We start from the raw sequence: 23,238 nt of genomic DNA, 5'->3' as shown, positions 1-23,238 counted from the left end.
TCAGTGTCCGCGGCGCTGCTCGCGGGTGCGGTGTTGCGGCTGGTGGCGGTCCCCCGGTGCCAACGGCTGCGGCGGCGCCGGAGCCACGTCGGCGGAGGTGTCGTTCACGTCGACCGCCAGCACCACCGGCGCCGTCGACGTGGTCTGGGCACCCATCGCGGCGGCCAGGGACTCTTCGCGCTGGCGCTCCCGCTCCTCGTGCCGGGCCAGCTTGCGCCGCCAGTCCCGCATCTCCGCGGTGCGCTCCTTCATGTCCACCAGCAACGAGGCGGCGATGAAGATCGAGGAGTAGGACCCGGCGATCATGCCGACGAACATCGCCAGCGACAGGTCCTTGATCGGCCCGGTGCCGAGGACGAACACGCCGGCGATCAGCAGCGCCAGGACAGGCAGCACACCGATGATCGTGGTGTTGATCGACCGGACCAGCACCTCATTCAGGCTGCGGTTCGCAGCCGAGGTGTACGTCTCACGGTGTGAGGGCAGCTCGTGGACGTTCTCCCGGACCCGGTCGAAGACGACCATCGTGTCGTACAGCGAGTAGCCGAGGATGGTCAGCAGTGCCGTCAGCGTCGCCGGGGTGACCGAGAAGCCCACCCAGGCGTAGATGCCGATGGTGACCAACAGGTCGTGCAGCACAGCGACGATGGCGGCCACCGCCATCCGCCAGTCGCGGAAGTACAGCGCGATGGCGATCCCGACCAGGACGAGGAAGACCGAGAGGGCAATGATCCCCTTCTGGGTGATCTGTTTGCCCCAGGAGGCGCCGATCAGGCTGTAGGAGACCTGTTCGGAGGGAACGCCGGCCCAGCGCGCGAGCGCGCCGCGGACCTCGGTGACCTCCGGGCTGGTCAGCGATCGGGTCTGCACCTGGACGGTGTTGGCACCGATCGTCGTCACCGTGATGTCCGAGAGATCGGGCACGCCCGACTTCGCGACGACCTGCTGGGCCTCGGTGACGGTGGTGGCGGTCACCGCATGGGGTACGCGGAAGTCGGAGCCGCCGCGGAACTCGATGCTGAGGTTCAGGCCGCGGACGAACAGGCCGACGATGCACAGGGTGAGGACGACGGCGCTGATCACGTACCAGCGGCGGCGCCGGGACAGCAGGTCGAAGACGTTCTCGCCGTGGGAGAGCCGGACGAGGGCGCGGAACGGGGTAGCCATCAGGCCTCCTCGGGAGTGCTGGCGGCGGTACGGCGCCGACGCCGGATCGGCAGCGAGTCGACCCCGATCTGGGCGGGTTCGAGACCGGATCCGCGCCGGCCCTCCCCGTAGTACCGGGTGCGCATGAGCAGGGTCATCATCGGCTTGGTGAACAGGAAGGTGATGACGATGTCGATCAGCGTGGTCAGGCCCAGGATGAAGGCGAAGCCGCGAACAGCGCCGATGGACAGGATGAACAGGACCAGCGCGCTGAGCAGCTGGACCCCGTCGGAGATCAGGATCGTGCCGCGGGCCTTGCGCCAGCCCGACTCGACCGACGAGCGGAGCGTACGCCCGGCCCTGACCTCGTCCTTGATGCGTTCGAAGAAGATGACGAATGAGTCCGCCGTCACACCGATGCCGACGATGGCGCCGGCGACACCGGGCAGGTTGAGAGCGACACCGAGGGACTGACCGAGCAGTACGAGGAGCCCGTAGGTGAGTCCGAGGGCGAGCACGATGGTGGCCATCACGACCCAGGACAGGCTGCGGTAGATCGCGATGGCGAAGGCCGCCACGAGCACCAGGCCCAGGGCACCGGCGATCAGCGCCCCCTGGAGCTGTTCACCGCCGAGAACTGGCGAGACGGTGTCGACGGAATCGATGCTCAGCGACAGCGGCAGGGCGCCGTACTTCAGCACCGATGCCAGGTTCTGTGCAGCCTGTTGGGTGAAACCGGTCGAGCCACCGTCGATCTGGGCCCGCCCGTTGGGGATGACCTCATTGACCTGGGGAGCGGAGACGACCTTGCCGTCGAGGACGATGGCGAACTGCTTGGAGGGAACGCCCTGGGCAAGCTGGGTGGTTGCGTCGGCGAAGAGCTTCGTCCCGGCCTGATCGAACTCCAGCGAGACGACCCACTGCAACTGGTTCTGCGGGATGCCGGCGCTGGCGTTGGTCACCTGGTTGCCCGTGACGACGGTGGGGCCGAGGAGGTACTTCGTGGTGCCCTCGCGGTCACACGTCATCAGCGGCTGGTCCGCCACGTCGTTGACCGGCTGCCCACACGAGTAGGCCTGGAAGTTGGCGAAGTCCTGCTCGGTGGGTTGCCAGGCCAGGGCCTTGTCCTGCGAGGTGCCGCTGCCGGCCAGGCTCGGGTAGGCAGACGGCTTGAGCGTCGGCGTCGCCGCGGCGCTCGCCGCAGGTGCCGTCGGCAGGTTGTTGCCGGTCGGCGCACTGGACGCCGACGTGCTTGGCTGCGCCTGCGGGCTGGGGGCGGCACTCGGGGACGCGGAGGGCACCGACACCGTCTGGCCGTAGTAGACCACCCGGAAGTTGAGAAGGGCGGTCTGGCCCACCATGTCCCGCAGCCGGTCCTGGCTGACGTTGGGGACGCTGACGGTGATCTGGTTGTTGCCCGCGGTCGTCACCTGGGACTCGCCCACTCCCAGGCTGTCGACGCGCTGCTGGATGATCGTGCGGGCCTGCTCGAGGCTGTTGCGATCGACCTGGCCGGAGCCGGTGCTGTTGGCCGCGGTGAGGGTGATCGTGGTGCCTCCGCGCAGATCGAGACCCAGCTTGGGGAACCACGACTGCAACCCGCCCATGGTCCCGTAGACCGCCGCCAGCACCACGAGGATGACCAGCAGCGGCCGCCAGGGGTGGACGGGCTGGGCGGAGCGAGCCGACTTCGTCGCCATCGGCGGCGGCTCAGGCGTTCCGCGGCGCGGAGCCCGCGGGTCCCTCGTCCGTGCGGGGAGCGGACTCCGGAGCCGTGGCCGGCGGGATCGTCTGATCAGCGGCGGAGCTGTGCGCCGAGGGAGCCTCGGGCGTCCCGGCCGGCGGCACGTCCCCAGCGGTGGTCTCGACGGGGGTCGTCTCAGCGGGCGACTCGACCGTGCTCGTCTCGACAGTGCTCGTCTCGTCGTCGTCGGGGTAGGTGTGGAACTCGTCGCGGCTGCGCGGGGTCACTCCGGAGATGAGCCGCTTGTCGACGGTGATGACGACGCCCGGGGCGATCTCCAGGAGGGCCTGGACGTCACCCATCTCGATCAGGGTGCCGTACACGCCGATCTGGGTCTGGACGCGGGCACCGGGCGCGAGCTCCTTCATCAGCTCAGCCTTCTTCTTGGCCTGGACGCGACCGGGGCGCACCAGCATGAAGTAGCCGAGCGCGATGAACAGCACGATCATCAGCAGGGTGCTCGTGGAAGAGCCGTTGAACATTGTGTCTCAGTTCTCCTGGTCGGGGTGGACGGGGCGAGTCTAGTCCCACAGGGCCGGTGCGCCGTTCTCCTCACCGGGGCCGCTCAGGCCGAGGTGGGCGAAACCGGCACGGGTGGCGACGCGGCCGCGGGGCGTACGCATGATGAAGCCGAGGCGGACGAGGAAGGGTTCGGCGACCTCTTCGACCGTGTCCGGCTCCTCCCCCACCGCGATGGCGAGGGTGGACAGGCCCACCGGGCCGCCGTTGAAGCGGCGGCAGAGCGCGTCGAGGACGCCCCGGTCGAGACGATCGAGGCCGAGCTCGTCGACCTCGTACAGGTCGAGCGCTGCCCGGGCGATGCGACGGTCGACGATCCCGTCGCCGTGCACCTGGGCGTAGTCGCGGACGCGGCGCAGCAGACGGTTGGCGATCCGCGGCGTGCCGCGCGAGCGCCGGGCGATCTCGGCGCCGGCGTCGACCTCGACGGGGACGTCGAGCACCCGGGAGGATCGCTGGACGATGTGCTCCAGCGCCTCGGGCGCGTAGTACTCGAGCTGGGCGGTCATCCCGAACCGGTCGCGCAGCGGCCCGGGGAGCAGTCCAGCCCGCGTGGTCGCGCCGACGAGGGTGAACTGTGGGATCTCGATCGGGATCGCCGTCGCGCCAGGGCCCTTGCCCACCACGACGTCGACCCGGTAGTCCTCCATCGCGAGGTAGAGCATCTCCTCGGCCGGCTTCGACATCCGGTGGATCTCGTCGAGGAAGAAGACCTCGCCCTCCACCAGGCCGGACAGGATCGCGGCCAGGTCGCCGGCGTGCTGGATCGCCGGACCGGACGAGATCCGCAGCGGCACACCCATCTCCGCGGCGATGATCATCGCCAGAGTGGTCTTGCCCAGCCCGGGCGGGCCCGACAGCAGGACGTGGTCCGGGGTGGTGCCGCGCTGGCGGGCGGCGGCGAGCACGAGCCCCAGCTGGGCGCTGACCCGCGGCTGGCCCTCGAAATCGGCCAGGTGACCGGGCCGCAGCGCAGCCTCCACCGCCGTGTCATCGGCGGACGCGTACGGGTCGACCGCTCCGCGCTCCGTCACCACGCCACCTCCCCGGCCGTTCCGGTCACTTGGCCAGCGACTGGAGCGCCGCCCGCATCAACTGTGCCACCCCGAGGGAGGCGTCCTCGGCCACCAACGGCTCGACGGTGTCACAGGCCGCCTCCGCGTCCTTGGCCGACCAGCCGAGTCCCTGCAGGCCGCTGGATACCTGTTCGCGCCACAGGGGCCGGTCGGGTCCGGTGGATACCGGGGTGCCCGGCTCGGGCTCCACGCCGAGCCGGACGATCTTGTCCTTCAGCTCGACGAGGATGCGTTCGGCCGACTTCTTCCCGACGCCCGGGACCCGGGTGAGCCCGTGGATGTCCTCGGTACGGATCGCCGTGACCAGCGTCGCCGGCTCCAGCAGGGAGAGGATGGCCAGGGCCAGCTTGGGGCCGACGGAGTTTACCCCGAGGAGCATCTCGAAGGCTTCCCGCTCGGTCGGGTCGACGAAGCCGAAGAGGGTGAACACCTCCTGACGCACCTGGAGGGAGGTCTCGACATGGCCCGGTTCGCCCGGTCGTAGCCGGGAGAGGGCGCGCGCGGTGCACGCCACCTCGAGTCCCAGACCCCCGACGTCGATCACGGCGGAGGTGGGCCGGACCGCGGTGACGGTCCCGGTGAGGTGCGCGATCACCGCGCCTCCTTCCAGTTCGGGTGCTGGTCGCCGCGGTGGGCGTCGATGGCCTGTTGCCACCTATTGGGTGCTGTCGCGGCACCGGCCGCGGCGGCGGTCCCCTCCAGCCCGGTCCGCCACAGGTGGCAGACCGCCAGGGCGACGGCGTCCGCCGCGTCCGCGGGCCGGGGCATCTCGGCCAGGCCGAGGATCCGGCTCACCATGGTGCCCACCTGCTGCTTGTCGGCGCGCCCCGATCCGGTCACCGCCGCCTTGACCTCCGAGGGAGTGTGCAGCCGGACCGGCAGCCCGTGCCGAGCGCCGACCAGCATGGCGACCCCGGCAGCCTGGGCGGTGCCCATCACCGTCGGGCTGTTGTGCTGGGCGAAGACCTGCTCGACGGCCACCACGTCGGGACGGTGCTCCCGGAGCTTCGCCTCGATCTCCTGCTCCAGCAGGACGAGACGGCGCGGCGTGTCGAGGTCGGCGGGCGTGCGGAAGACCCCGACGTCGACCAGGGTGCACCGGCGCGACCGGTCGCCGTCGATGACGCCGAAGCCGCACCGGGTCAGGCCCGGGTCGATGCCGAGGACGCGCACGCCGCCGGTCTCAGTCCTCGGAGAGGGACGCGAGTGCCTCGGCGTCGGGCTCGTAGTTGCCGTAGACGTTCTGCACGTCGTCCAGGTCGTCGATGGCATCGACCAGCTTCTCGACCTTCTCGAAGGTCTCGAGGTTGACCTGCTGGGTGAAGTCCGGCACGAACTCCACCTCGGCGGAGTCGTAGTCCAGCCCCGCGGCCTGGATCGCCTTGCGTACGTCGACGACAGCGTTGGGGTCGCTGATCACACGGAACGACTCCCCGGCGTCCTGGACGTCCTCCGGGTCGGCCTCCAGGGTCGCCTCGAGCAGGTCGTCCTCGCTCAACTCCTTGCCGTCCTGCTTCTTGGCGACCGACACGACGCCCTTGCGCTGGAACATCCGCGAGGTCGACCCCGGGTCGGCGACCGTGCCGCCGTTGCGGGTGATGGCCACCCGGACGTCGGAGGCCGCGCGGTTGCGGTTGTCGGTGAGGCACTCGATCAGCAGGGCGATGCCCGCGGGGCCGTACGCCTCGTACATGATCGTCTCGTAGTTGACGGCCTCGCTGCCCTCACCGGAGCCGCGCTTGACGGCGCGGTCGATGTTGTCGTTCGGCACCGAGGACTTCTTCGCCTTCTGGATGGCGTCGTAGAGGGTCGGGTTGCCGCCGGGGTCACCGCCACCGACACGGGCGGCGACCTCGATGTTCTTGATCAGCTTGGCGAAGAGCTTGCCGCGCTTGGCATCGATGACGGCCTTCTTGTGCTTCGTGGTGGCCCACTTGGAATGCCCACTCATGGGTGACTCCTGTCTGATGTGCGCCCCGGGGCGTCAGCCCCAGATGCGCGGGTGTTCGGGGGTCGCTGGCACGGACTGCGCCCAGCGGCGGCGCCATGGCGCCGCACCGCTCTCGACGGCGGGAGCGGTCGTCCCGGTGAACCGGCCGGTCCATCCGGGAGCGGGAGGGCGCTCCCCACCGGGGTCGGGTACTCGTCCTCCGGCGATGTCGGTGCTCATGCTCATGACTGCGTCACCCCCGTCCTTCCACACGTTCGTCGACGACATCAGTGACCATGGTCGCCCCGGGGTGCAGGTACCCGACCCGCGGGTCCGGACCGACCCGGTTCGACACGATCTCCAGCGCATCGGCGAGGGTGGTCGCCGCGCGCATCCCCATCCGGGCCGCGCTCTCCCGATCCGCGCCGACCCAGACGATGTCGCCGCAGTGGGCCCGGGCCCGGGAGATCGCGTACCACTGGTACACGGGAAGAATACCCGCGTACGCATGCCGATCGCGGTGGACGTGGCCGTACCAGTCGTCCTCCGCGAAGCGGCGTTCGTGCTCCGCGTTGATCACCGCGGGGTCGGTGGTCCGGGTCAGCACCTGGGCGAAGAAGTCACCCGAGGCCTGGTGCTCGGTGCTGCTGAAGTCCTGACGTAGCGGATGGCTGATGATCACCGCACCGCCCTGACGCAGCGGGCTGCCGGGCCGATCGAGCCCGCGCAGGGCCGACCAGGCCGCCGTGATCGGGTCGGCCGGTGTCCCGGCGTTGTAACGGGTGCGCCCCGGGGCTGAGGTGATCAGCACATCGACCGGGGCGGGAAGCTGCACCACCTGCTGGTCGGCGAGCACCCGTCGGGTCGCCTCGGCCACGTCCGTGGCGGCCCCGGCGGTGATGGCCGCCGTCGCTCGGGGATGACCGGCCTCCCACATGGAGCGGTACAGCCGGTCGCGGGCGACGCCCCGGCCCTGGCGGGCCAGGCGGAGGGCCAGGCGCTGACGTACGCTCCACTCCCACTCGCGCCGACCGAGGTAGTCGAACGAGGGCGCGACGTCGGCCTGGTCGGTGACCACGTCGATGGCGAACAGCGGCAGCTTCTCCGCGAGGACGGCGGCGACCCGCTCGAGCGCGCCGTCCACCGCACCGAAGCCCAGACAGACGTCCAGCGTGGGCCCCGCGACGACACCCTCGGCGAGGAATCCGGCTCCGGCGTCCTCGAAGGCGCGAGCCACGTTCACCGTCACCACGACGTCCGACTCGGCGAGCCGGCGGTTCACCAGGACGGGCTCACCGGCTTCGGTCAGGCCGAGGTCGGCGCTCCCCGCGGGATCGGCGAGGTCATGCTGGAGCACGAGCCCGTCCGGCTGCAGGGCGTCGACGACACGCTGTCCGAGCACGGCGACGAGCTCTCGGTCCGTGAGCCGGCGCCCGATGCCGACCGCGATCAGGACGCGGACGTCGTTGACCTGGCGGGAGGCCGCGACGTCGAGGATCTGCTCGACCAGCCTGCCGCGGATGTCCTGGGCCATCGGCGCGACGTCCAGCCCACTGACCACCACGGTCAGCGTCCGGCCGGGGCCGAGCAACTCGGCGAGCGGGGCGGAGCCGCGCGGAGTGCGCAGGGCGGCGCCGATCGCCTGGTTGACGTCCAGAATGGTGGCGTCGTACTCGTTCGGATAGACCACCTGGGTGCCGAGCGGCAGCGTGGCCAGGTGGCCCGCTCCCCCGTCACCGATCAGCAGGGCGGGGGTGCGCTTCTCGACTTCGAGGATGAATCCCGGTCGTGTCATGTTCGGCTCTCCTCGTCTAGCGGCCGCGCGGCCGGTTGCGGCTCCCGGCGCTGTGGGAGCTCCATTCCACGATCGACCAGTGGTCGGCCTGCGCCACCCGCATCAGCGGGACGTCGGGGTTGACGGCCACCGGATTGCCCACTGCCCGCAGCATCGACTCGTCGGCGTGGGAGTCGGCGTACGCATAGCTGGCCTTCAGGTCGATGCCTCGGGTGGCCGCGTAGTAGCGCAGCCATGCCGGACGTGACTCGCCGACCAGTGGCGGGCCGGTGAGGTAGCCGGTGCAGCGGCCCTGCTCGTCCGTCGCCAGGTCCGCGGCGACGATCTCGTCGAAGAGCGGGGCGAGCGGGCGGGTGAAGGGCCGGATGGTGCCGGTGAGCAGGATCGTCACGTGGCCCGCCTCGCGGTGGTCGCGGATCCGGCGGATCGCCTCGGGGGCGAGCCGGTCCATGATCACCTCGGTGAGCTCCTGGTCGACGAAGTCCTCCAGAGCGGCCAGGTCGGCGCCGCGGTAGCGGCGGTAGAGCGAGCGCAGGAAGGCGCCCCGGTCCCGGTTCTCGGTCCACAGGTAGCCCGGCAGGTCCCGCACCAGGGAAGCCACCTCCTTGGCCCGGCCCCACCGGCCGAGTTCGGGGAGCTTGGCCCACAGGTAGCTGCGGATCACGTCGGAGTTGAGGACGGTGCCGTCGAGGTCGAAGGCGGCCAGGACGGTGCCCGGCTCCTTGGCCGCGGTGAGTTCGCGGTAGGTCGCCGGGCGCGCACTACGGCGCCGCTTGAGCTCCTCCATCCGGCGCACCGGCTTGGTGACCGCCGGGCAGTGGATGTCCTCGATGTAGTCCTTCCAGTCGTACACCGAGGAGTCGAAGGCGAAGGCCTCGAGGTCGGCCGGGTCGAGCTCGTTGTGCAGCGCGAGCGTGTTGTCGTCCAGGTAGGTGACCTCGGAACGCAGGTACTCGCCGTAGATGGTGAGGTAGCGGCGCAGGAAGGCGATCTGCTCGCCGCCCTTGTCGAGGTCGCGGGCCAGCCGGCGGAAGATCTCGACGCGCGGGGCGACCTTGAGCGCCATGTCGGCGAACTGGTACGCCTTCGTCGAGGTGTTGAGCAGCTGGTCGACCCGCTGGGCGCCCGGGAAGCTCCAGGTCGGCAGGTGCGCCGCCCCCCGTCCCCCGGGACTCAGCGGATGGTCGAGGAAGTAGCGCCGGACGTGGTCGTACAGGTCGGCGAAGGTCAGCGGGTTCCGTGCGCCCGAGTTGACGTGATAGAAGACCGGCTTGCCGATCTGCGGCTCGGTGGCGCAGACCGCGAGAGTGGCGTTGACGACCATGTCGCAGGGCACGATGTCGATCACCGAGTCCGGCGAGGCGGGGAGCTCGGGCATGTTGCCCTTGCCGTACGCCAGGATGATCGGATCGGCCATCTTGAAGCCCTCGATCCACCCGGGATAGGGGTACTTCAGCGAGGACTCGACGATGGCCGGGCGGACGACCGACACCCTGATGTCGCGCCCGACGTCCGCGACCACCCGCTCACCGAGGGCCTTGGTGAGGGTGTAGCAGTCGGTCCAGCCGAGTGAGCGGGCGCGCTCCGTGCCGGCCTCGACCAGTTTGTCGTGGACCCAGTCGCGACGCCGCTGCTCGGTGTCCCGCGCGGTGGTCAGATAGCCGGCCTTGCGGTGCACCCGCTCGGCCTGACGCCGCAGTCGGGTGAGCCGTTCCGGGGTCCGGGACTCGAGCTCGATCGTCTCCTTGAGCTTGAGTCCCCAGCGGGTCTCCGTGTCGTAGTCGATGTCGTGGACGTGCTGCGCCTCGGGGATCATGCCGCGGCGTCGTCCGGCCGTGTACGCGGTCGAGACGTGCACGTAGTGCGGCACCTTGACCAGTGTCCCGGCGTCGTCGGTGACCGCCGCCAGCATCGCGTCCATCAGGGCCCGGGTGCCGACCGTGTTGGTCGCGAAGGCCTTGTCGATCGGCGGGTCGAAGGACACGTCGCCGGCACAGTGCAGCACCACATCGAGGTCGCGCGGCAGGGGCGGAACGTTGGGCAGGTCACCCTCGATCACCTCGATGCGCGAGTCGACCAGCTCGGCCTTGCTGCCCGCGGCCTTCACCAGGTCACGGAAGATCGGCTTGCCGACCAGGGTGATCACCCGGTCACGTGCCGAGGCCGAACCCTTGCGGCGCACCAGGACGGCGGGAGTGGTCTCGGGCAGCTCGGTGAGGATCTTCCAGAGCAACTGCTCGCCGATGAAGCCGGTGGCGCCGGTCATCACGATCTTCTTGCCGGCCAGCAGATCACGCAGGCGTCCGCCCAGCGGCGGCGGCCCGACGACCTCGGGGATGTCGGTGGAAATCGTCAAGGCGTGTGTCCTACTGCTCGAGGGCGGTTGCGATGCTGCGGGTGAGATCAAGGGCATCCTCGACGGTGAAGTTGCCCAGGTAGAGCGCGGTGCCCACGATGGCGCCCTCGACGCCGATCGACACCAGACCGGCCAGCTGGCGCAGGTCTTCCAGGCTGGAAACCCCGCCGGAGGCGACCACGGGGGCCTCGGTCCGGGCGCAGATCGCGCCGAGCAGTTGCAGATTCGGCCCCGACAGCATGCCGTCGGACCGGACGTCGGTCACCACGTAGCGCTGGCAGCCCTCGTCGTCGAGCCGCTGGAGCACCTCGAAGACGTTGCCGCCCTCACGGGTCCAGCCGCGCGCCGCGAGTCGGTCGCCCTTGACGTCGAGCCCGATGGCCACCTTGTCACCGTAGGTACGGATCACCTCGGCGCACCACTCGGGCTTCTCGAGGGCGGCGGTGCCGATGTTGACCCGGGTACAGCCCGTGGCGAGCGCCCGTTCCAGCGAGGCGTCGTCGCGGATGCCGCCGGACATCTCAACCTTCATGTCGACCGATCGGACGACCTCCGCCAGGATGTCGGCGTTGTCCCCCTCGCCGAAGGCGGCGTCGAGGTCGACCAGGTGCAGCCACTCCGAGCCCGCGTCCTGCCAACGCTTGGCCGCGGCCACCGGGTCGCCGAACCGCTTGTCGGTGCCGGCGATCCCCTGGACCAGCTGGACGGCCTGGCCATGGCGGACATCGACTGCAGGGAGGAGTTCCAAGGGTTTCACGGACGGAACCCTACCGGACATCGCTGACGTCCCCGCTCAACCGAGGGTCGCGATCCAGTTGCGGAGCAGCCGGGCGCCGGCCTCGCCGGACTTCTCCGGGTGGAACTGGGTGGACGACACCGGGCCCGCCTCGACCGCCGCGACGAACCTGTCCTGTTCGTGGGTGGCGTAGGTGAGGCGCCCCCCGGGCAGGTCCTGCAAGGCGGCGCCGGCGTGCACCCCGTAGCTGTGGACGAAGTAGAACCAGGCGTCCTCGACGCCCGCGAAGAGGGTGCTGCCCGCAGCTGCCTCGACGGTGTTCCACCCCATGTGGGGCAGCCGCCGGGCCCGCAACCGGTCGACGACCCCCGGCAGCACGCCGACACCGGTGCTGTGCTTGCCGTGCTCGTCCCCGGCACCGAAGAGGATCTGGTGCCCGACGCAGATGCCCAGCACCGGGCCGCCGGCGGCGACCCGGTCGCGGATCACCGACTCCCCGTCGACCGCGCGAAGGCCCTCGACACAGGCCGCGAAGGCGCCCACTCCGGGCACCACCAGCCCGTCCGCGTCGCGACCGAGGACCGGATCAGCAGTGAGCCGTACGTCCGCGCCGGCGGCCTCGAGGGCCCGCTCGGCGGAGCGGAGATTGCCGGACCCGTAGTCGAGCAGTGCGACGATCGGGGCCATCACAGGGCTCCCTTCGTGGACGGCACGCCCTCGACCCGCGGGTCGAGCGCGACGGCGTCGCGCAGGGCCCGGGCAAGGGCCTTGAACTGCGCCTCGACGATGTGATGCGGATCGCGACCGGCCAGCAGACGCAGGTGGAGGCACATCTGCGCATTGGCTGCGAAGGTCTCCAGCACGTGCCGGGTCATCGAGCCGGCGTAGGGCACCGCGCCGCCGCCTCCCCCGATGAGGGCGTACGCCTGGCCGTCCGGCTCACCGGACACGACGCTGTAGGGACGCCCGGAGACGTCGACGACCGCATGGGCCAGCGCCTCGTCCAGCGGCACGTACGCATCGGCGAAGCGCCGGATCCCCTTCTTGTCGCCGAGGGCGCGCAGGAAGGCCTGCCCCAGCACGATCGCGGTGTCCTCGACGCTGTGGTGGGCGTCGACGTCGACGTCGCCGGTGGTCCGGATCGTCAGGTCGAACAGGCCGTGCTTGCCCAGGGAGGTGAGCATGTGGTCGTAGAACGGGACACCGGTGCTGATCTCCGTCCGGCCCCGGCCGTCGAGGTCGATCCGCACCAAGACGGAGGACTCGGAGGTTTCCCGGTTGATCTCGGCGGAACGCTCGCCCATCGTCACTCCTCGGTGTTCGCGGTCGGGTCGGTCAGCACGCGGGTGCTCGGCAGGACCTCCAGCAGGGCGGTCCGGAACGCGTCCATCTCAGCGGGCGTGCCGGCGCTGACCCGCAACCAACCCTCCGGACCGACCTCGCGGATCAGCACGCCGCGATCGAGCAGGCCCTCGAAGACGGCGTGGCGGTCCTCGAAGCGGCCGAAGAGGACGAAGTTCGCATTCGTCTCGGCGGTCCGCAGCCCCTGCTCGCCCAGCCAGGTGACCAGCTTGTCCCGCTCCGAGCGCAGGTCGTCGACCCGGGACAGCATCTCGTCCGCGTGCTCGAGGGCCACCCTGGCCACGGCCTGGGTGATGGTCGACAGGTGGTACGGCAGCCGGACGATACGGCAGGCGTCCACGATCGCCGGGGCAGCCGCGAGGTAGCCGAGCCGTCCCCCGCGAACGCGAAGGCCTTCGACATGGTGCGGCTGACCACCAGGTTGGGGTGGTCGGGCAGCAGGTCGAGCGCCGAGCGGGTGCCCTCCCGCGCGAACTCTTGGTAGGCCTCGTCCGCCACCACGATGGCGTCGGTCGCCCGGCAGAGCGTGCGCAGCACCTCGAGATCGGTGCTGGTGCCGGTCGGATTGTTCGGTGAGCAGACGATGATCAGGTCCGGCCGGTCCAGGCCGATCCGCTTCAGCGCCTCGTCCACGTCGATGGTGAAGTCCTCGCGCCGCGGGACCGTCACATAACGGCTGTGGGTGTCGCGGGCGTACTCCGGGTACATCGAGTACGTCGGGGGGAACGACATCACCACCCGATCGGGGCCCGCGAAGGCCTGCATCAGGTGGACCATCACCTCGTTCGACCCGTTCGCCGCCCAGATGTGGTTCGCCGTCAGCGCGTAGCCGCCCCGGTTGAGGTAACCGGCCAGGGCCACCCGCAGCGCCGTCGCCTCACGGTCGGGGTAGCGGTTCATCGAGGCGGCCGCCGTGGTGACGGCGCGGGAGATGTCGGCCAGCACCTCGGGGCTCGGCCCGTACGGGTTCTCGTTGACGTTGAGGCAGACCGGCACGTCCAACTGGGGGGCACCGTACGGTTCCTCGCCGACAAGTTCGGGACGCAGGGGCAGGTCGGCCAGGCCGACGTCAGCCGCGGCCCTCAGCGGGACGTCGGTCACGACCGGCTCCCCTCGGGGTCCTCGACGCGGACACGCAGGGCGTTGCCGTGTGAGGGCAGGTCCTCGGACTCGGCGAAGGTGATGACGTCCTTCGCCACGGCGTCCGTGGCGCCCCGTTGGTAGCGGATCAGGTGCACCGCGCGGAGGAACGACTTCACGTTCAGCCCGGAGGAGTGCTTGGCCCCGCCGCCCGTCGGCAGCACGTGGGTCGACCCTGCAAGGTAGTCGCCGAGCGACACCGGCGACCAGGTGCCGATGAAGATCGCGCCGGCGTTCGTGACCCGCTGGGCGAGCGCCTCCGCATCGCGGGTGTGGATCTCCAGGTGTTCGGCGGCGTACGCGTCGGCGACCGCGAGCCCCTGCTCCATGTCCCGCACCAGGACGATGCCGGACTGCTCACCCTTCAGCGCCTCGTGGATCCGCTCACTGTGCCGGGCCTCGACGGCCTGGGTCGCGATGACGGCGTCGACGCGGGCGGCGAGCTCCTCGGAGTCGGTGATCAGGACCGCGCCGGCCATCGGGTCATGCTCGGCCTGGGAGACCATGTCGGCGGCGACGTGGCTGGGGATCGCGCTGTCGTCGGCGACGATGGCGATCTCGGTCGGTCCGGCCTCGGAGTCGATGCCGACCTTGCCCTGGACGTAGCGCTTGGCGGCCGCGACGTAGATGTTGCCCGGCCCGCAGATCATGTCGACCGGGCGACAGAGGTCGGGCACGCCGTACGCGAACATCGCCACGGCCTGGGAGCCGCCGACCGCGTAGACCTCCTCGACGCCGAGCAGGGCGCAGACGGCGAGGATGTTCGGGTGCGGCAGACCGCCGAAGTCGGCCTGCGGCGGCGAGGTGACGGCGATCTGCCGTACGCCCGCGACCTGGGCCGGGACGACGTTGTGGATCACCGAGGAGGCCAGCGGTGCGCGCCCGCCGGGGACGTAGAGGCCGACCCGGTTGACCGGGATCATCTTCTGGCTGATGACCGCGCCGGTCGCCACCTCGACGTCGACCTGCTGGGGGCCGAGTTCCTGCTGGGCGACGACGCGGCGACGTTCGATGGCGATCTCGTACGCCTGGCGGACCAGCGGGTCGAGCTCGTCGAGGGCGTGCTGAAGAGCCTCTGCCGGCACCCGCAGATGCTCCGGAACCACGTGGTCGAACTTCTCCGACAGCCGGCGCAGAGCCGCGACACCGTGGGTCGCGACGTCCTGGCAGACGGGCGCGACGATGTCGAGGGCTGCGGTCACGTCGAAGGGGGCGCGGGGCACCATGGTGGAGTAGTCCACCTCGGCGTCCACCTGGTCACGAAGATCGACAATGTTCAGCACCCGGCTAGTCTACGGTCCGTGTTCATCGGTTTCGGCACCCTCGCCAATGTGGTCACCGTGCTGGTGGGCTCCTCCCTGGGCCTGTGGATCGGCACGCGATTCCCGGAACGGACGCAGCGGACCGTGGTCGATGCGCTGGGCCTGATCACCCTGCTGCTGGGGGCCCTGTCGACCGCCGACATCCTCTCCCCCGCTCTCCGCACGGCCGTCGGCTCCTCGGCGCCGGTGCTGATCGTTCTGGGGGCCCTGTTGATCGGTGGGGTGATCGGGTCGCTGCTCGACATCGAGCACCGCCTGGACGTCTTCGGCCACTGGGTGCGGGCGCGGTTCGTCCGCAGGGAAGGCCCGACGGTCGGCTCCGACGCCGATTTGGCCTCCGCCGAGGGGCGCTTCGTCAACGGCTTCGTGACCGCGTCGCTCCTGTTCTGCGTCGGTCCGCTGACGGTGCTGGGGTCGCTGATGGAGGGCCTCGGACGCGGCCCCGACCAGCTCCTGGTCAAGGCCGTCCTCGACGGCTTCAGCTCGATCGCCTTCGCCGCGACGCTGGGTGTCGGGGTGATGGCCTCGGCGGGTGTGGTGCTGCTGGTCCAGGGCGCCCTGACACTGGCCGGCTGGGTCGTCGGCGACGTGCTGCCCGAAGCCCACCTGATGGCCCTGTCCGCCGTCGGCGGCCTGATCCTCGTCGGCCTGGGCCTGCGCATCCTCAACGCCCGGAAGGTCCCGGTCGCCAATCTGCTGCCCGCGCTGGTCGTCGCCCCGCTGCTGGTCGAACTCGTCGGCGCCCTGCGCTGAGGGGGCGCCTCCGCCTTCACGGAATCTTCACGATCGGGCCACGACCTGCTCCACAGGAGCGCGGTGACATGGAGTCAGGAACCACACCAGGAGGACTCCGATGAGAAGCACACACATCGTCACCGGTCTCGCGATCGCCACGCTCACCGTCGCGGGCGGCGGGCTCGCACTGGCCACCACCGGCCCGGCCATGGCCGCTCCCCCACGAGCGCGCCTCGGGCGGGCGCCACCGCCCTGCCGACCGCGCCACTGTCGGACAAGGAGAAGGCCGACCTGCTGAGGATGGCGGACGAGGAACGGATGGCGAAGGACCTGTACACCGCGATCGCGGCCAAGTACCCCGACGCCACCACGTTCACCCGGATCGCGAGCAGCGAGCAGCGTCACGAGGAACGGGTGCTTGCCCTGCTGGACCGCTACCAACTCACCCACCCGTCGACGACCGCGGGAACGTACGACGACAAGGACGTCCAGAAGCTCTACAACGACTGGCTCGCGCAGGCGCAGACCTCCGAGAGCGCCGCCTACCAGGTGGGCGTGGACCTGGAGAAGGCTGACGTCGCGGACCTGCGGACCGCCATCGACACCTCCGACAACGCCGACCTCGACCAGGTGTACGGCCACCTGCTGACCGCCTCCCAGCGGCACCAGGCCGCCTTCGCCGCCGGGCCGGGCGCCACCCCGGCTCTCGGACCCAACGGTCAGGGTGCACGCAACGGTCAGGGAGCCATGAACGGTCAGGGCATGCGGAACGGTCAGGGTGCCATGAACGGCCAGGGCCTGCGGAACGGGAGCTGCCTCACCAACTGACGTGGACCACCCGCCACGTCCCAGGGGTCGCCGGTGACGGACCGGCGACCCCACTCATGTCAGCGGTAGCAGCAGGCGGAAGGTCGATCCCAGGCCGGGACCGGGTGATGCGGCGACCACGTCGCCGCCATGGGCGCGGGCGATGCTGCGCGAGATGGTCAGCCCGATCCCGGACCCGGTCCCCGTCCGAGTCCCGGTCGTCGCGTCGGGCACGCGGTAGAACCGCTCGAAGATCCGGGGCAGCTCCGCCGGGGCGATGCCGCGGCCCGTGTCCTCCACGGTGACGACCGCATGCCCGTCGGCGGCATCGATGCCGAGTGTCACCGTGTCCCCCGGCGAGCACGCGCGAAGAGCGTTACCGAGCAGGTTTGTGACGACCTGACCGATCCGATCCGGGTCGGCACTCACCGTCAGAGGCGGCGCCGGAACGAGGGCAAGGTCCACGCGGGCGTCCTCGAACTGGGGTGCCAGCCGGCGCCCTGTCTCCGCGACGAGGGCGGTCAGATCGAACGTCGCCGGAGCCAGGGACAGCCGTCCCTCCTCGGCGCGGGACAGGGCGGAGAGGTCCTCCGCCAGCCGGCGCAGCACCCGGGCTTCGTCGGACACCGCCGCCAACCTGTCCGGCGTCGCCGCGAAGACGCCGTCGATCATCCCCTCGACATAGCCGTCGATCACCGTCAGGGGCGTACGCATCTCATGGGCGACCTCACCGATCAGTCGGACCCGCCGGGCCTCGGACTCCTGCAATGCGCCACCCAGGGCGTTGATGTCCTCGGCCAGCCGGGCGAGTTCGACCTCCCGCGGCACCGACACGCGGGTGGCGTAGTCGCCGCCGGCCAGCGCCCGGGTCGTCGTCCGTACCCGGTCCAGCGGCCGCAGCAACCTGCGCACCATCAGCCAGGCCAGCAGTGTCGCCACCACCACGGCCGCCACCAGACCGACGACGAGGGCCTGGTTGATCGCCGCGTCGAAGGCTTCCAACAGGAGCCGTCCCCGGCCCGCGTTGGCCGAGCCCGCTCCGGGACCCGGCCCGGCTCCTCCGGCCACGACTCCCGCCCGCCGGGCGAAGTCCACCGGGGCCAACAGCCGCACGAGCAGGAAGGCCACGCCCGCCCCCACCACGGCCACCGACAGATGGGACAGCAGCAGGCGCGTGCTCAATCGGCCGAACATCTGCCTCATCGCGGTCTCGCCACGCACTTGTAGCCGACGCCGCGCACTGTCGCCACGAACCGGGGAGCCGCGGGATCGTCGCCGAGGGCGGCCCGGATGGTGCGGACATGGACGTCGACGATCCGTTCGTCGCCGAAGAAGTCCCCGCCCCAGACACGTTCCAGCAGCTGCCGCCGGGAGAAGACCCGTCCCGGCGCGTCGCCCAACGCGGCCAGCAGGTCGAAGTCGAGGGCGGTGAGCTCGACCGGTGCAGCGTCGACCAACACCTCGCGCCGCCCCCGGTCGACCACCAGCCCCTCGAACTCACGACGATCGTCCTCGCGCTGGTCCTCCGCCACAGGGCGGCGGCCCCGGCGCAGCACGGCCTCGACCCGGGCCACCACCTCCCGAGGGCTGAACGGCTTGGTGATGTAGTCATCCGCGCCGAGACGCAGCCCGACGAGACGATCCATCTCTTCGGCCCGGGCACTCACCACCAGCACATAAGCATCCGTCGATCCGGAGAACTCGCGCATCACCTCGAGCCCGTCCCGATCCGGCAGCCCGAGGTCCAGCAGCACCACGTCCGGTTCGTCGCGGCGTACCAGGTCGAGGGCCGTGGCGGCGTCCGCCGCTTCGATCACGTCGTACGCGGATGCCTCGAGATAGCCGCGCAACACGTCACGGATCGCGGCTTCGTCGTCCACCACCAGGACACGCGCCCTCATCTGCCTCCCCCTTCGGTCGTACCGCCAGTATCCCAGTCGGTGCTGATGCCCGCCGGGGTATCGGGGTGGGATGATGGGGCCATGGCCAAGCGTTCCAAGAAGGCCCATGAGGCGACCGGCACCCCCGCCCTGCAGGCCGTGGTCAGGGCCGGGATCCCCCACCAGCTGCATGAGCACGCCGTCGACATGCACGCCGAGGGCGAGATCGGGCCGGAGTCGGCTCGGCAACTGGGGGTCCGCCCGGAGCGGGTGTTCAAGACCTTGGTGGCGGACTGCTCGGGTCACCTCGTGGTGGGCGTCGTGCCGGTCAGCCACCACCTGGACCTGAAGGCGCTGGCGCGGGCCGTCGGCGCGAAGAAGGCTCAGATGGCCGACCCCGCGACCGCCGAACGCTCGAGCGGCTACGTCGTCGGCGGCATCTCGCCGCTGGGTCAGCGGACACCACTGCCGACCGTCGTGGACGACTCGGCACTGGAGCACGAGACGATCTTCGTGTCCGCGGGGAAGCGGTCACTGAAGCTCGAGATCGCCCCCGCTGACCTGGTCCGGCTGCTCGGTGCCCAGGTCGTCCAGATCCGTACCCTCGACTGACCGGGCGGCGACCACGGGCGTCGGCTCGGGCGCGAACGCACTCCACAGCAGCACCACCAGTATCGCCAGGAAGGGCCACAGCAGCACCGCGACCGGCGCGTTCAGCGCCAGGTCGACGGGCTCGGTCCGGCCGGCGGTCGCCACCGCGAGGCGATCCTTCAACGGGGTGGCGCCGACCACCCCGGCCGCCCACGCGGCCAGGCCCGCCAGGACCGGGCCGATCACGGCCCACAGCACGATGCGCACCCCCAGGTGCCGCAGCAGTACGACGGCCAGCACCCCCAGCAGCAGTCCCCCGGCCATCGCGATCAGCGCGTAGCGCGCGTCCGCGACGAACAGTTGGGTCAGTCCGAGCTCGCTGATCACCGCCTTCTCATCGGGTCCGACGGTGTAGCCGGGCAACGGTGTCGTGGTCCGCCAGACCACCCCACCCAGGCAGCCGAGGAGCACCGACGCGAGGCCGTAGCCGGCGTACGGTCCCCAGAGTGAGGGCGGCAACGGGCCGCGCGTCATCCGGCGGCACTCACGTTCGCGGGACCCAGCAGCGCCTTGAGGTCAGCCATCACGGACACCGACGCGTCCACCCGTAGTCCGGGCTGGACCCGCCACACGCTGGTGCCCTGGCTGCCGCGCAGTCGGACCCGCACCTCGGTGGCCCCCGGATGGGCGGCGAGCACGTCGCGCAACTGCTCGATCCGGGGCGGGGTGCAGCTCACCGCGGGGATGGTGATGATGATCGGGCCGTGCGGGTCCTCACTGATGTTCGGCAGCACCACCTCCCGGGCGAAGATCGACACCGTCTCCTCCTCGCGGCGTACGGTCCCCTTCACCTGGACGATCGTGTCCGGGGCAAGGATCGGCGCGACGAGTTGATAGACCTTGTTGAAGCACTTCACCTCGATGGAGCCGCCGAGGTCCTCGACGTAGATCAGCGCCCACAGGTCGCCGCGCTTGTTCTGCTTGCGGACGACCTGGGTGATCATGCCGGCGATGGTGATCTGCTCACCGTCCTTGGGTCCGTCCTCGTCGAGGATCTGCTCGACCCCGCTGTCGGAGAGCCTGGCCAGCACCGGTTCCATGCCCTGCAGGGGGTGGTCGGAGACGTAGAGCCCGAGCATCTCGCGCTCGAAGGCCAGCTTCGTCCGCTTGTCCCACTCCTCCGTGTCGGGGACGACGACGGCGGTGGGGTCGTCCTCGACCGTCTGCTCGCCGAACAGGGCGAAGAGGTCGTCCTGGCCGTTCGCCTCGTTCCGCTTGCGGCTGGTGATCTTGTCGATCGCCTCCTCGAAGCAGTCCATCAGCCCACGGCGATGGTGACCCATCGAGTCGAACGCGCCGGCCTTGATCAGCGACTCGATCAGCCGCTTGTTGCAGACGGCGAGCGGCTGTTGATCGAGGAAGTCGTTGAAGGTCCGGGCCCGACCGTGCGCCTCCCGGGTCGCGATGATCTCCTCGACCACGTGCTCACCGACGTTGCGGACGGCGGTGAGCCCGAACCGGATCGCCTCACCGACCGGGGTGAACTGGGCCGCCGACTCGTTGACGTCGGGAGGCAGGACCTCGATGCCCATCCGGCGGCATTCGCCGAGGTAGACGGCCATCTTGTCCTTGTCGTCCTTGACCGACTGCAGCAGCGCCGCCATGTACTCGACCGGGTAGTTGGCCTTGAGGTAGGCGGTCCAGTAGGAGACCAGTCCGTACGCCGCGGAGTGGGCCTTGTTGAAGGCGTAGTTGGAGAACGGCAGCAGGATGTCCCACAGGGTCTGCATCGAGGCCTCGGAGTAGCCACGTTCCAGCATGCCGTTCTTGAAGGTCTCGAACTGGGCGTCCAGTTCCTTCTTCTTCTTCTTGCCCATCGCCCGCCGCAGCATGTCGGCGCCACCGAGGGTGTAGCCGGCGAGCTTCTGGGCGATGGCCATCACCTGCTCCTGGTAGACGATCAGGCCGTACGTCTCGCCGAGGATGTCCGCCAGGGGCTCCTCCAGCTCAGGATGGATCGGCTCGACCGGCTCCTTGCCGGTCTTGCGCCGGGCGTACTTGTTGTGCGAGTCAGCGCCCATGGGGCCCGGGCGGTAGAGCGCACCCACGGCGGAGATGTCGTCGAAGCAGTCGGGTTGCATGGAGCGCAGCAGCGCCCGCATCGGCCCGCCGTCCAGCTGGAACACCCCCAGGGTGTCGCCGGCCTGCAGCAGGGCGAACGTCGTCGGGTCGTCGAGGCTGAGCTCCTCCAGGACCACCTCCTGGTGCCGGTTGAGCTGGATGTTCTCCAGTGCGTCGGCGAGGATGGTGAGGTTGCGAAGCCCGAGGAAGTCCATCTTGATCAGGCCCAGCGACTCGCACGACGGATAGTCGAACTGGGTGATGATCTGGCCGTCCTGCTCCCGCTTCATCAGCGGGACCACGTCCATGATGGGCTCGGACGACATGATCATGCCGCAGGCGTGCACGCCCCACTGACGCTTCAGGCCCTCCAGGCCCATCGCGGTGTCGACGACCTCGCGGACCTCCGGCTCGGCGTCGTAGAGCGCCCGGAACTCCTGCCCCTCGAGGTAGCGGTCGTGGCTGTCGTCGAACAGCTTCTGCAGCGGGACGTCCTTGCCCATCACCGGGTCGGGCATCGCCTTGGTGATCTGGTCGCCCAGCGAGTAGGGCTTGCCGAGCACGCGACCGGCGTCCTTGACGGCCTGCTTGGCCTTGATCGTGCCGTACGTGACGATCGCGCTGACCTTGTCGGCGCCGTACTTCTCGGTGACGTACTGGATCACCTCGCCGCGCCGACGATCATCGAAGTCGATGTCGAAGTCGGGCATCGAGATGCGTTCCGGGTTGAGGAAGCGCTCGAAGATCAGTCCGTGCTCGATGGGATCCAGCTCGGTGATGTGCAGGGCGTACGCACACATCGACCCGGCGCCCGACCCTCGGCCCGGGCCGACCTTGATGCCCTGGGACTTGGCCCACTTGATGTAGTCGGACACGACCAGGAAGTAGCCGGGAAAGCCCATCTGCAGGATGACGCCGGTCTCGTAGTCGGCCCGGTCACGGACCTCGGCCGTGACGCCGTTCGGGTAGCGGTCGGCGAGCCCGCGGTTGACCTCCTTGACGAACCAGGTCTCCTCGGTCTCCCCCTCGGGCACCTCGAACTGGGGCATGTACTTGCCGATGGCGTTGTCGAAGCCGATCTCGCAGCGCTCGGCGATCTCCAGGGTGTTGTCGCACGCCTCGGGAATCTCGCGGAAGAGTTCGCGCATCTCCCGTGGCGACTTCAGGTAGTAGCCGTCGCCGTTGAACCGGAAGCGGTTGGTGTCGGCGAGGTGGGCGCCGGCGGACACGCACAGCAGGGCGTCGTGGGCGTGCGAGTCCTCCTTCGACACGTAGTGCGAGTCGTTGGTGACGACGGGCGGCAGGCCCAGTTCCTTGCTGATCCGCATCAGGCCGTCGCGGACCCGGGTCTCGATGTCGAGCCCGTGGTCCATGATCTCGACGTAGAAGTTGCCTTTGCCGAAGATGTCGCGGAACTCGGCGGCCGACGCGAGCGCGTTCTCGTACTGGCCCAGCCGCAGGTAGGTTTGCACCTCCCCCGAGGGGCATCCGGTGGTGGCGATCAGGCCCTTGGCGTAGCGGTGCAGGAGCTCCCGGTCGACGCGCGGCTTGTAGAAGAAGCCCTCGATGGAGGCGTACGACTCGAGGCGGAAGAGGTTGTGCATCCCCTCCGTGGTCTCCGACCACAGCGTCATGTGGGTGTAGGCGCCCTTGGCGGAGACGTCATCGCCGGTGCCGTCCCCCCACTGCACGCGCTTGCGCTCCGAGCGGTGGGTCTTCGGCGTCATGTACGTCTCGCAGCCGATGATCGGCTTCACGTCGTAGTTCTTCGAGGTCTTCCAGAACTCGTACGCCCCGAACATGTTGCCGTGGTCGGTCACCGCGATCGCCGGCATCCCCAGGTCCTGGGCGCGTTGGAACATGTCCGGTACGCGGGCGGCGCCGTCCAGCATCGAGAACTCGGAATGGACGTGCAGATGGACGAACGAGTCGTCGAGCGAACCGGCCATGGGGCGGCTGCCACCTCCTGGGTCACGAG

The 23,238-nt window shown here is 70.0% G+C and carries 22 protein-coding genes and 1 pseudogene; 4 read left to right on the top strand and 19 right to left on the bottom strand.

Annotated elements, in window-relative coordinates; all coding sequences use genetic code 11:
- The 15 genes and pseudogenes from secF to hisD form a co-directional block, all read right to left on the bottom strand.
- Complete coding sequence (gene secF, locus Rai3103_RS13595) at window positions 1–1,167, bottom strand: protein translocase subunit SecF (protein ID WP_153573041.1); 1,167 nt, start codon at window positions 1,165–1,167, stop codon at window positions 1–3.
- Window positions 1,167–2,792, bottom strand: a complete 1,626-nt coding sequence (gene secD / locus Rai3103_RS13590) for a protein translocase subunit SecD (protein ID WP_153573766.1) — start codon at window positions 2,790–2,792, stop codon at window positions 1,167–1,169. Before secD ends, secF begins: the two co-directional genes overlap by 1 nt.
- Window positions 2,793–2,856: 64 nt before the next feature.
- Window positions 2,857–3,372, bottom strand: a complete 516-nt coding sequence (gene yajC / locus Rai3103_RS13585; protein WP_153573040.1) for a preprotein translocase subunit YajC — start codon at window positions 3,370–3,372, stop codon at window positions 2,857–2,859.
- A 39-nt stretch (window positions 3,373–3,411) separates the two neighbouring features.
- A complete protein-coding gene (gene ruvB / locus Rai3103_RS13580; RefSeq protein ID WP_228488921.1) occupies window positions 3,412–4,443 on the bottom strand; it encodes a Holliday junction branch migration DNA helicase RuvB in 1,032 nt (343 codons plus the stop codon).
- A 25-nt stretch (window positions 4,444–4,468) separates the two neighbouring features.
- Complete coding sequence (gene ruvA / locus Rai3103_RS13575; protein WP_153573038.1) at window positions 4,469–5,080, bottom strand: Holliday junction branch migration protein RuvA; 612 nt, start codon at window positions 5,078–5,080, stop codon at window positions 4,469–4,471.
- On the bottom strand, window positions 5,077–5,658 hold the full coding sequence (gene ruvC, locus Rai3103_RS13570; RefSeq protein WP_153573037.1) for a crossover junction endodeoxyribonuclease RuvC: 582 nt from the start codon (window positions 5,656–5,658) through the stop codon (window positions 5,077–5,079). The genes ruvA and ruvC overlap by 4 nt, the downstream gene beginning before the upstream one ends.
- A gap of 10 nt (window positions 5,659–5,668) precedes the next feature.
- Complete coding sequence (locus Rai3103_RS13565; protein WP_153573036.1) at window positions 5,669–6,436, bottom strand: YebC/PmpR family DNA-binding transcriptional regulator; 768 nt, start codon at window positions 6,434–6,436, stop codon at window positions 5,669–5,671.
- Between the two features lie 33 nt (window positions 6,437–6,469).
- Entirely contained in the window at window positions 6,470–6,655 is a 186-nt protein-coding gene (locus Rai3103_RS13560; protein ID WP_153573035.1) for a hypothetical protein, read from the bottom strand.
- Window positions 6,656–6,668: 13 nt separating this feature from the next.
- The gene (locus Rai3103_RS13555; RefSeq protein ID WP_153573034.1) at window positions 6,669–8,210 is read right to left on the bottom strand and encodes a lactate racemase domain-containing protein; all 1,542 of its coding nucleotides are present in this window, start codon (window positions 8,208–8,210) and stop codon (window positions 6,669–6,671) included.
- Window positions 8,211–8,226: 16 nt separating this feature from the next.
- Window positions 8,227–10,566: an HAD-IB family hydrolase gene (locus Rai3103_RS13550; RefSeq protein WP_338420025.1), complete on the bottom strand. Its 2,340-nt coding sequence runs from the start codon at window positions 10,564–10,566 to the stop codon at window positions 8,227–8,229.
- A 10-nt stretch (window positions 10,567–10,576) separates the two neighbouring features.
- Window positions 10,577–11,344, bottom strand: coding sequence for a bifunctional 1-(5-phosphoribosyl)-5-((5-phosphoribosylamino)methylideneamino)imidazole-4-carboxamide isomerase/phosphoribosylanthranilate isomerase PriA (priA, locus tag Rai3103_RS13545; RefSeq protein ID WP_153573032.1), 768 nt, complete (start codon window positions 11,342–11,344; stop codon window positions 10,577–10,579).
- Between the two features lie 15 nt (window positions 11,345–11,359).
- The gene (gene hisH / locus Rai3103_RS13540; RefSeq protein ID WP_153573031.1) at window positions 11,360–11,989 is read right to left on the bottom strand and encodes an imidazole glycerol phosphate synthase subunit HisH; all 630 of its coding nucleotides are present in this window, start codon (window positions 11,987–11,989) and stop codon (window positions 11,360–11,362) included.
- Entirely contained in the window at window positions 11,989–12,606 is a 618-nt protein-coding gene (hisB, locus tag Rai3103_RS13535; RefSeq protein ID WP_153573030.1) for an imidazoleglycerol-phosphate dehydratase HisB, read from the bottom strand. Before hisB ends, hisH begins: the two co-directional genes overlap by 1 nt.
- A 2-nt stretch (window positions 12,607–12,608) precedes the next feature.
- Window positions 12,609–13,750: pseudogene (locus tag Rai3103_RS13530) on the bottom strand (histidinol-phosphate transaminase).
- A gap of 11 nt (window positions 13,751–13,761) precedes the next feature.
- Window positions 13,762–15,087, bottom strand: coding sequence for a histidinol dehydrogenase (gene hisD / locus Rai3103_RS13525; RefSeq protein WP_422396010.1), 1,326 nt, complete (start codon window positions 15,085–15,087; stop codon window positions 13,762–13,764).
- Window positions 15,088–15,105: 18 nt separating this feature from the next.
- On the opposite strand from hisD, the gene Rai3103_RS13520 reads away from it, so the two are divergent.
- The 3 genes from Rai3103_RS13520 to Rai3103_RS13510 all read left to right on the top strand — a co-directional run bounded on the left by Rai3103_RS13520 (window position 15,106) and on the right by Rai3103_RS13510 (window position 16,689).
- Window positions 15,106–15,879 carry a DUF554 domain-containing protein gene (locus tag Rai3103_RS13520; RefSeq protein WP_153573029.1) on the top strand — a complete coding sequence of 258 codons (774 nt, stop codon included), beginning with the start codon at window positions 15,106–15,108 and terminating at the stop codon, window positions 15,877–15,879.
- Between the two features lie 100 nt (window positions 15,880–15,979).
- On the top strand, window positions 15,980–16,159 hold the full coding sequence (locus Rai3103_RS13515) for a hypothetical protein (RefSeq protein WP_153573028.1): 180 nt from the start codon (window positions 15,980–15,982) through the stop codon (window positions 16,157–16,159).
- A gap of 20 nt (window positions 16,160–16,179) precedes the next feature.
- Window positions 16,180–16,689, top strand: coding sequence for a DUF2202 domain-containing protein (locus Rai3103_RS13510; RefSeq protein ID WP_194793142.1), 510 nt, complete (start codon window positions 16,180–16,182; stop codon window positions 16,687–16,689).
- Between the two features lie 54 nt (window positions 16,690–16,743).
- Here Rai3103_RS13510 and Rai3103_RS13505 read toward each other — a convergent pair whose 3' ends face one another.
- Window positions 16,744–17,871 carry a sensor histidine kinase gene (locus tag Rai3103_RS13505; protein WP_228488919.1) on the bottom strand — a complete coding sequence of 376 codons (1,128 nt, stop codon included), beginning with the start codon at window positions 17,869–17,871 and terminating at the stop codon, window positions 16,744–16,746.
- A complete protein-coding gene (locus Rai3103_RS13500; RefSeq protein ID WP_153573026.1) occupies window positions 17,868–18,569 on the bottom strand; it encodes a response regulator transcription factor in 702 nt (233 codons plus the stop codon). Before Rai3103_RS13500 ends, Rai3103_RS13505 begins: the two co-directional genes overlap by 4 nt.
- 81 nt (window positions 18,570–18,650) lie before the next feature.
- Here Rai3103_RS13500 and ybaK point away from each other — a divergent pair, with 81 nt between their 5' ends.
- On the top strand, window positions 18,651–19,160 hold the full coding sequence (ybaK, locus tag Rai3103_RS13495; RefSeq protein WP_153573025.1) for a Cys-tRNA(Pro) deacylase: 510 nt from the start codon (window positions 18,651–18,653) through the stop codon (window positions 19,158–19,160).
- Here the strand turns inward: ybaK and Rai3103_RS13490 are convergent.
- Window positions 19,080–19,673, bottom strand: a complete 594-nt coding sequence (locus tag Rai3103_RS13490; protein WP_153573024.1) for a hypothetical protein — start codon at window positions 19,671–19,673, stop codon at window positions 19,080–19,082. The two genes, ybaK and Rai3103_RS13490, sit on opposite strands and share 81 nt — an antisense overlap.
- The gene (dnaE, locus tag Rai3103_RS13485; RefSeq protein WP_153573023.1) at window positions 19,670–23,209 is read right to left on the bottom strand and encodes a DNA polymerase III subunit alpha; all 3,540 of its coding nucleotides are present in this window, start codon (window positions 23,207–23,209) and stop codon (window positions 19,670–19,672) included. The genes Rai3103_RS13490 and dnaE overlap by 4 nt, the downstream gene beginning before the upstream one ends.
- Window positions 23,210–23,238: the final 29 nt, after the last annotated feature.

The organism is Raineyella fluvialis, from assembly GCF_009646095.1.
In the GTDB taxonomy this organism is placed as follows: Bacteria; Actinomycetota; Actinomycetes; order Propionibacteriales; family Propionibacteriaceae; genus Raineyella; species Raineyella fluvialis.
Note: the sequence above shows the minus strand (reverse complement) of the source record. Positions and strands in the feature narration are given on the sequence as shown.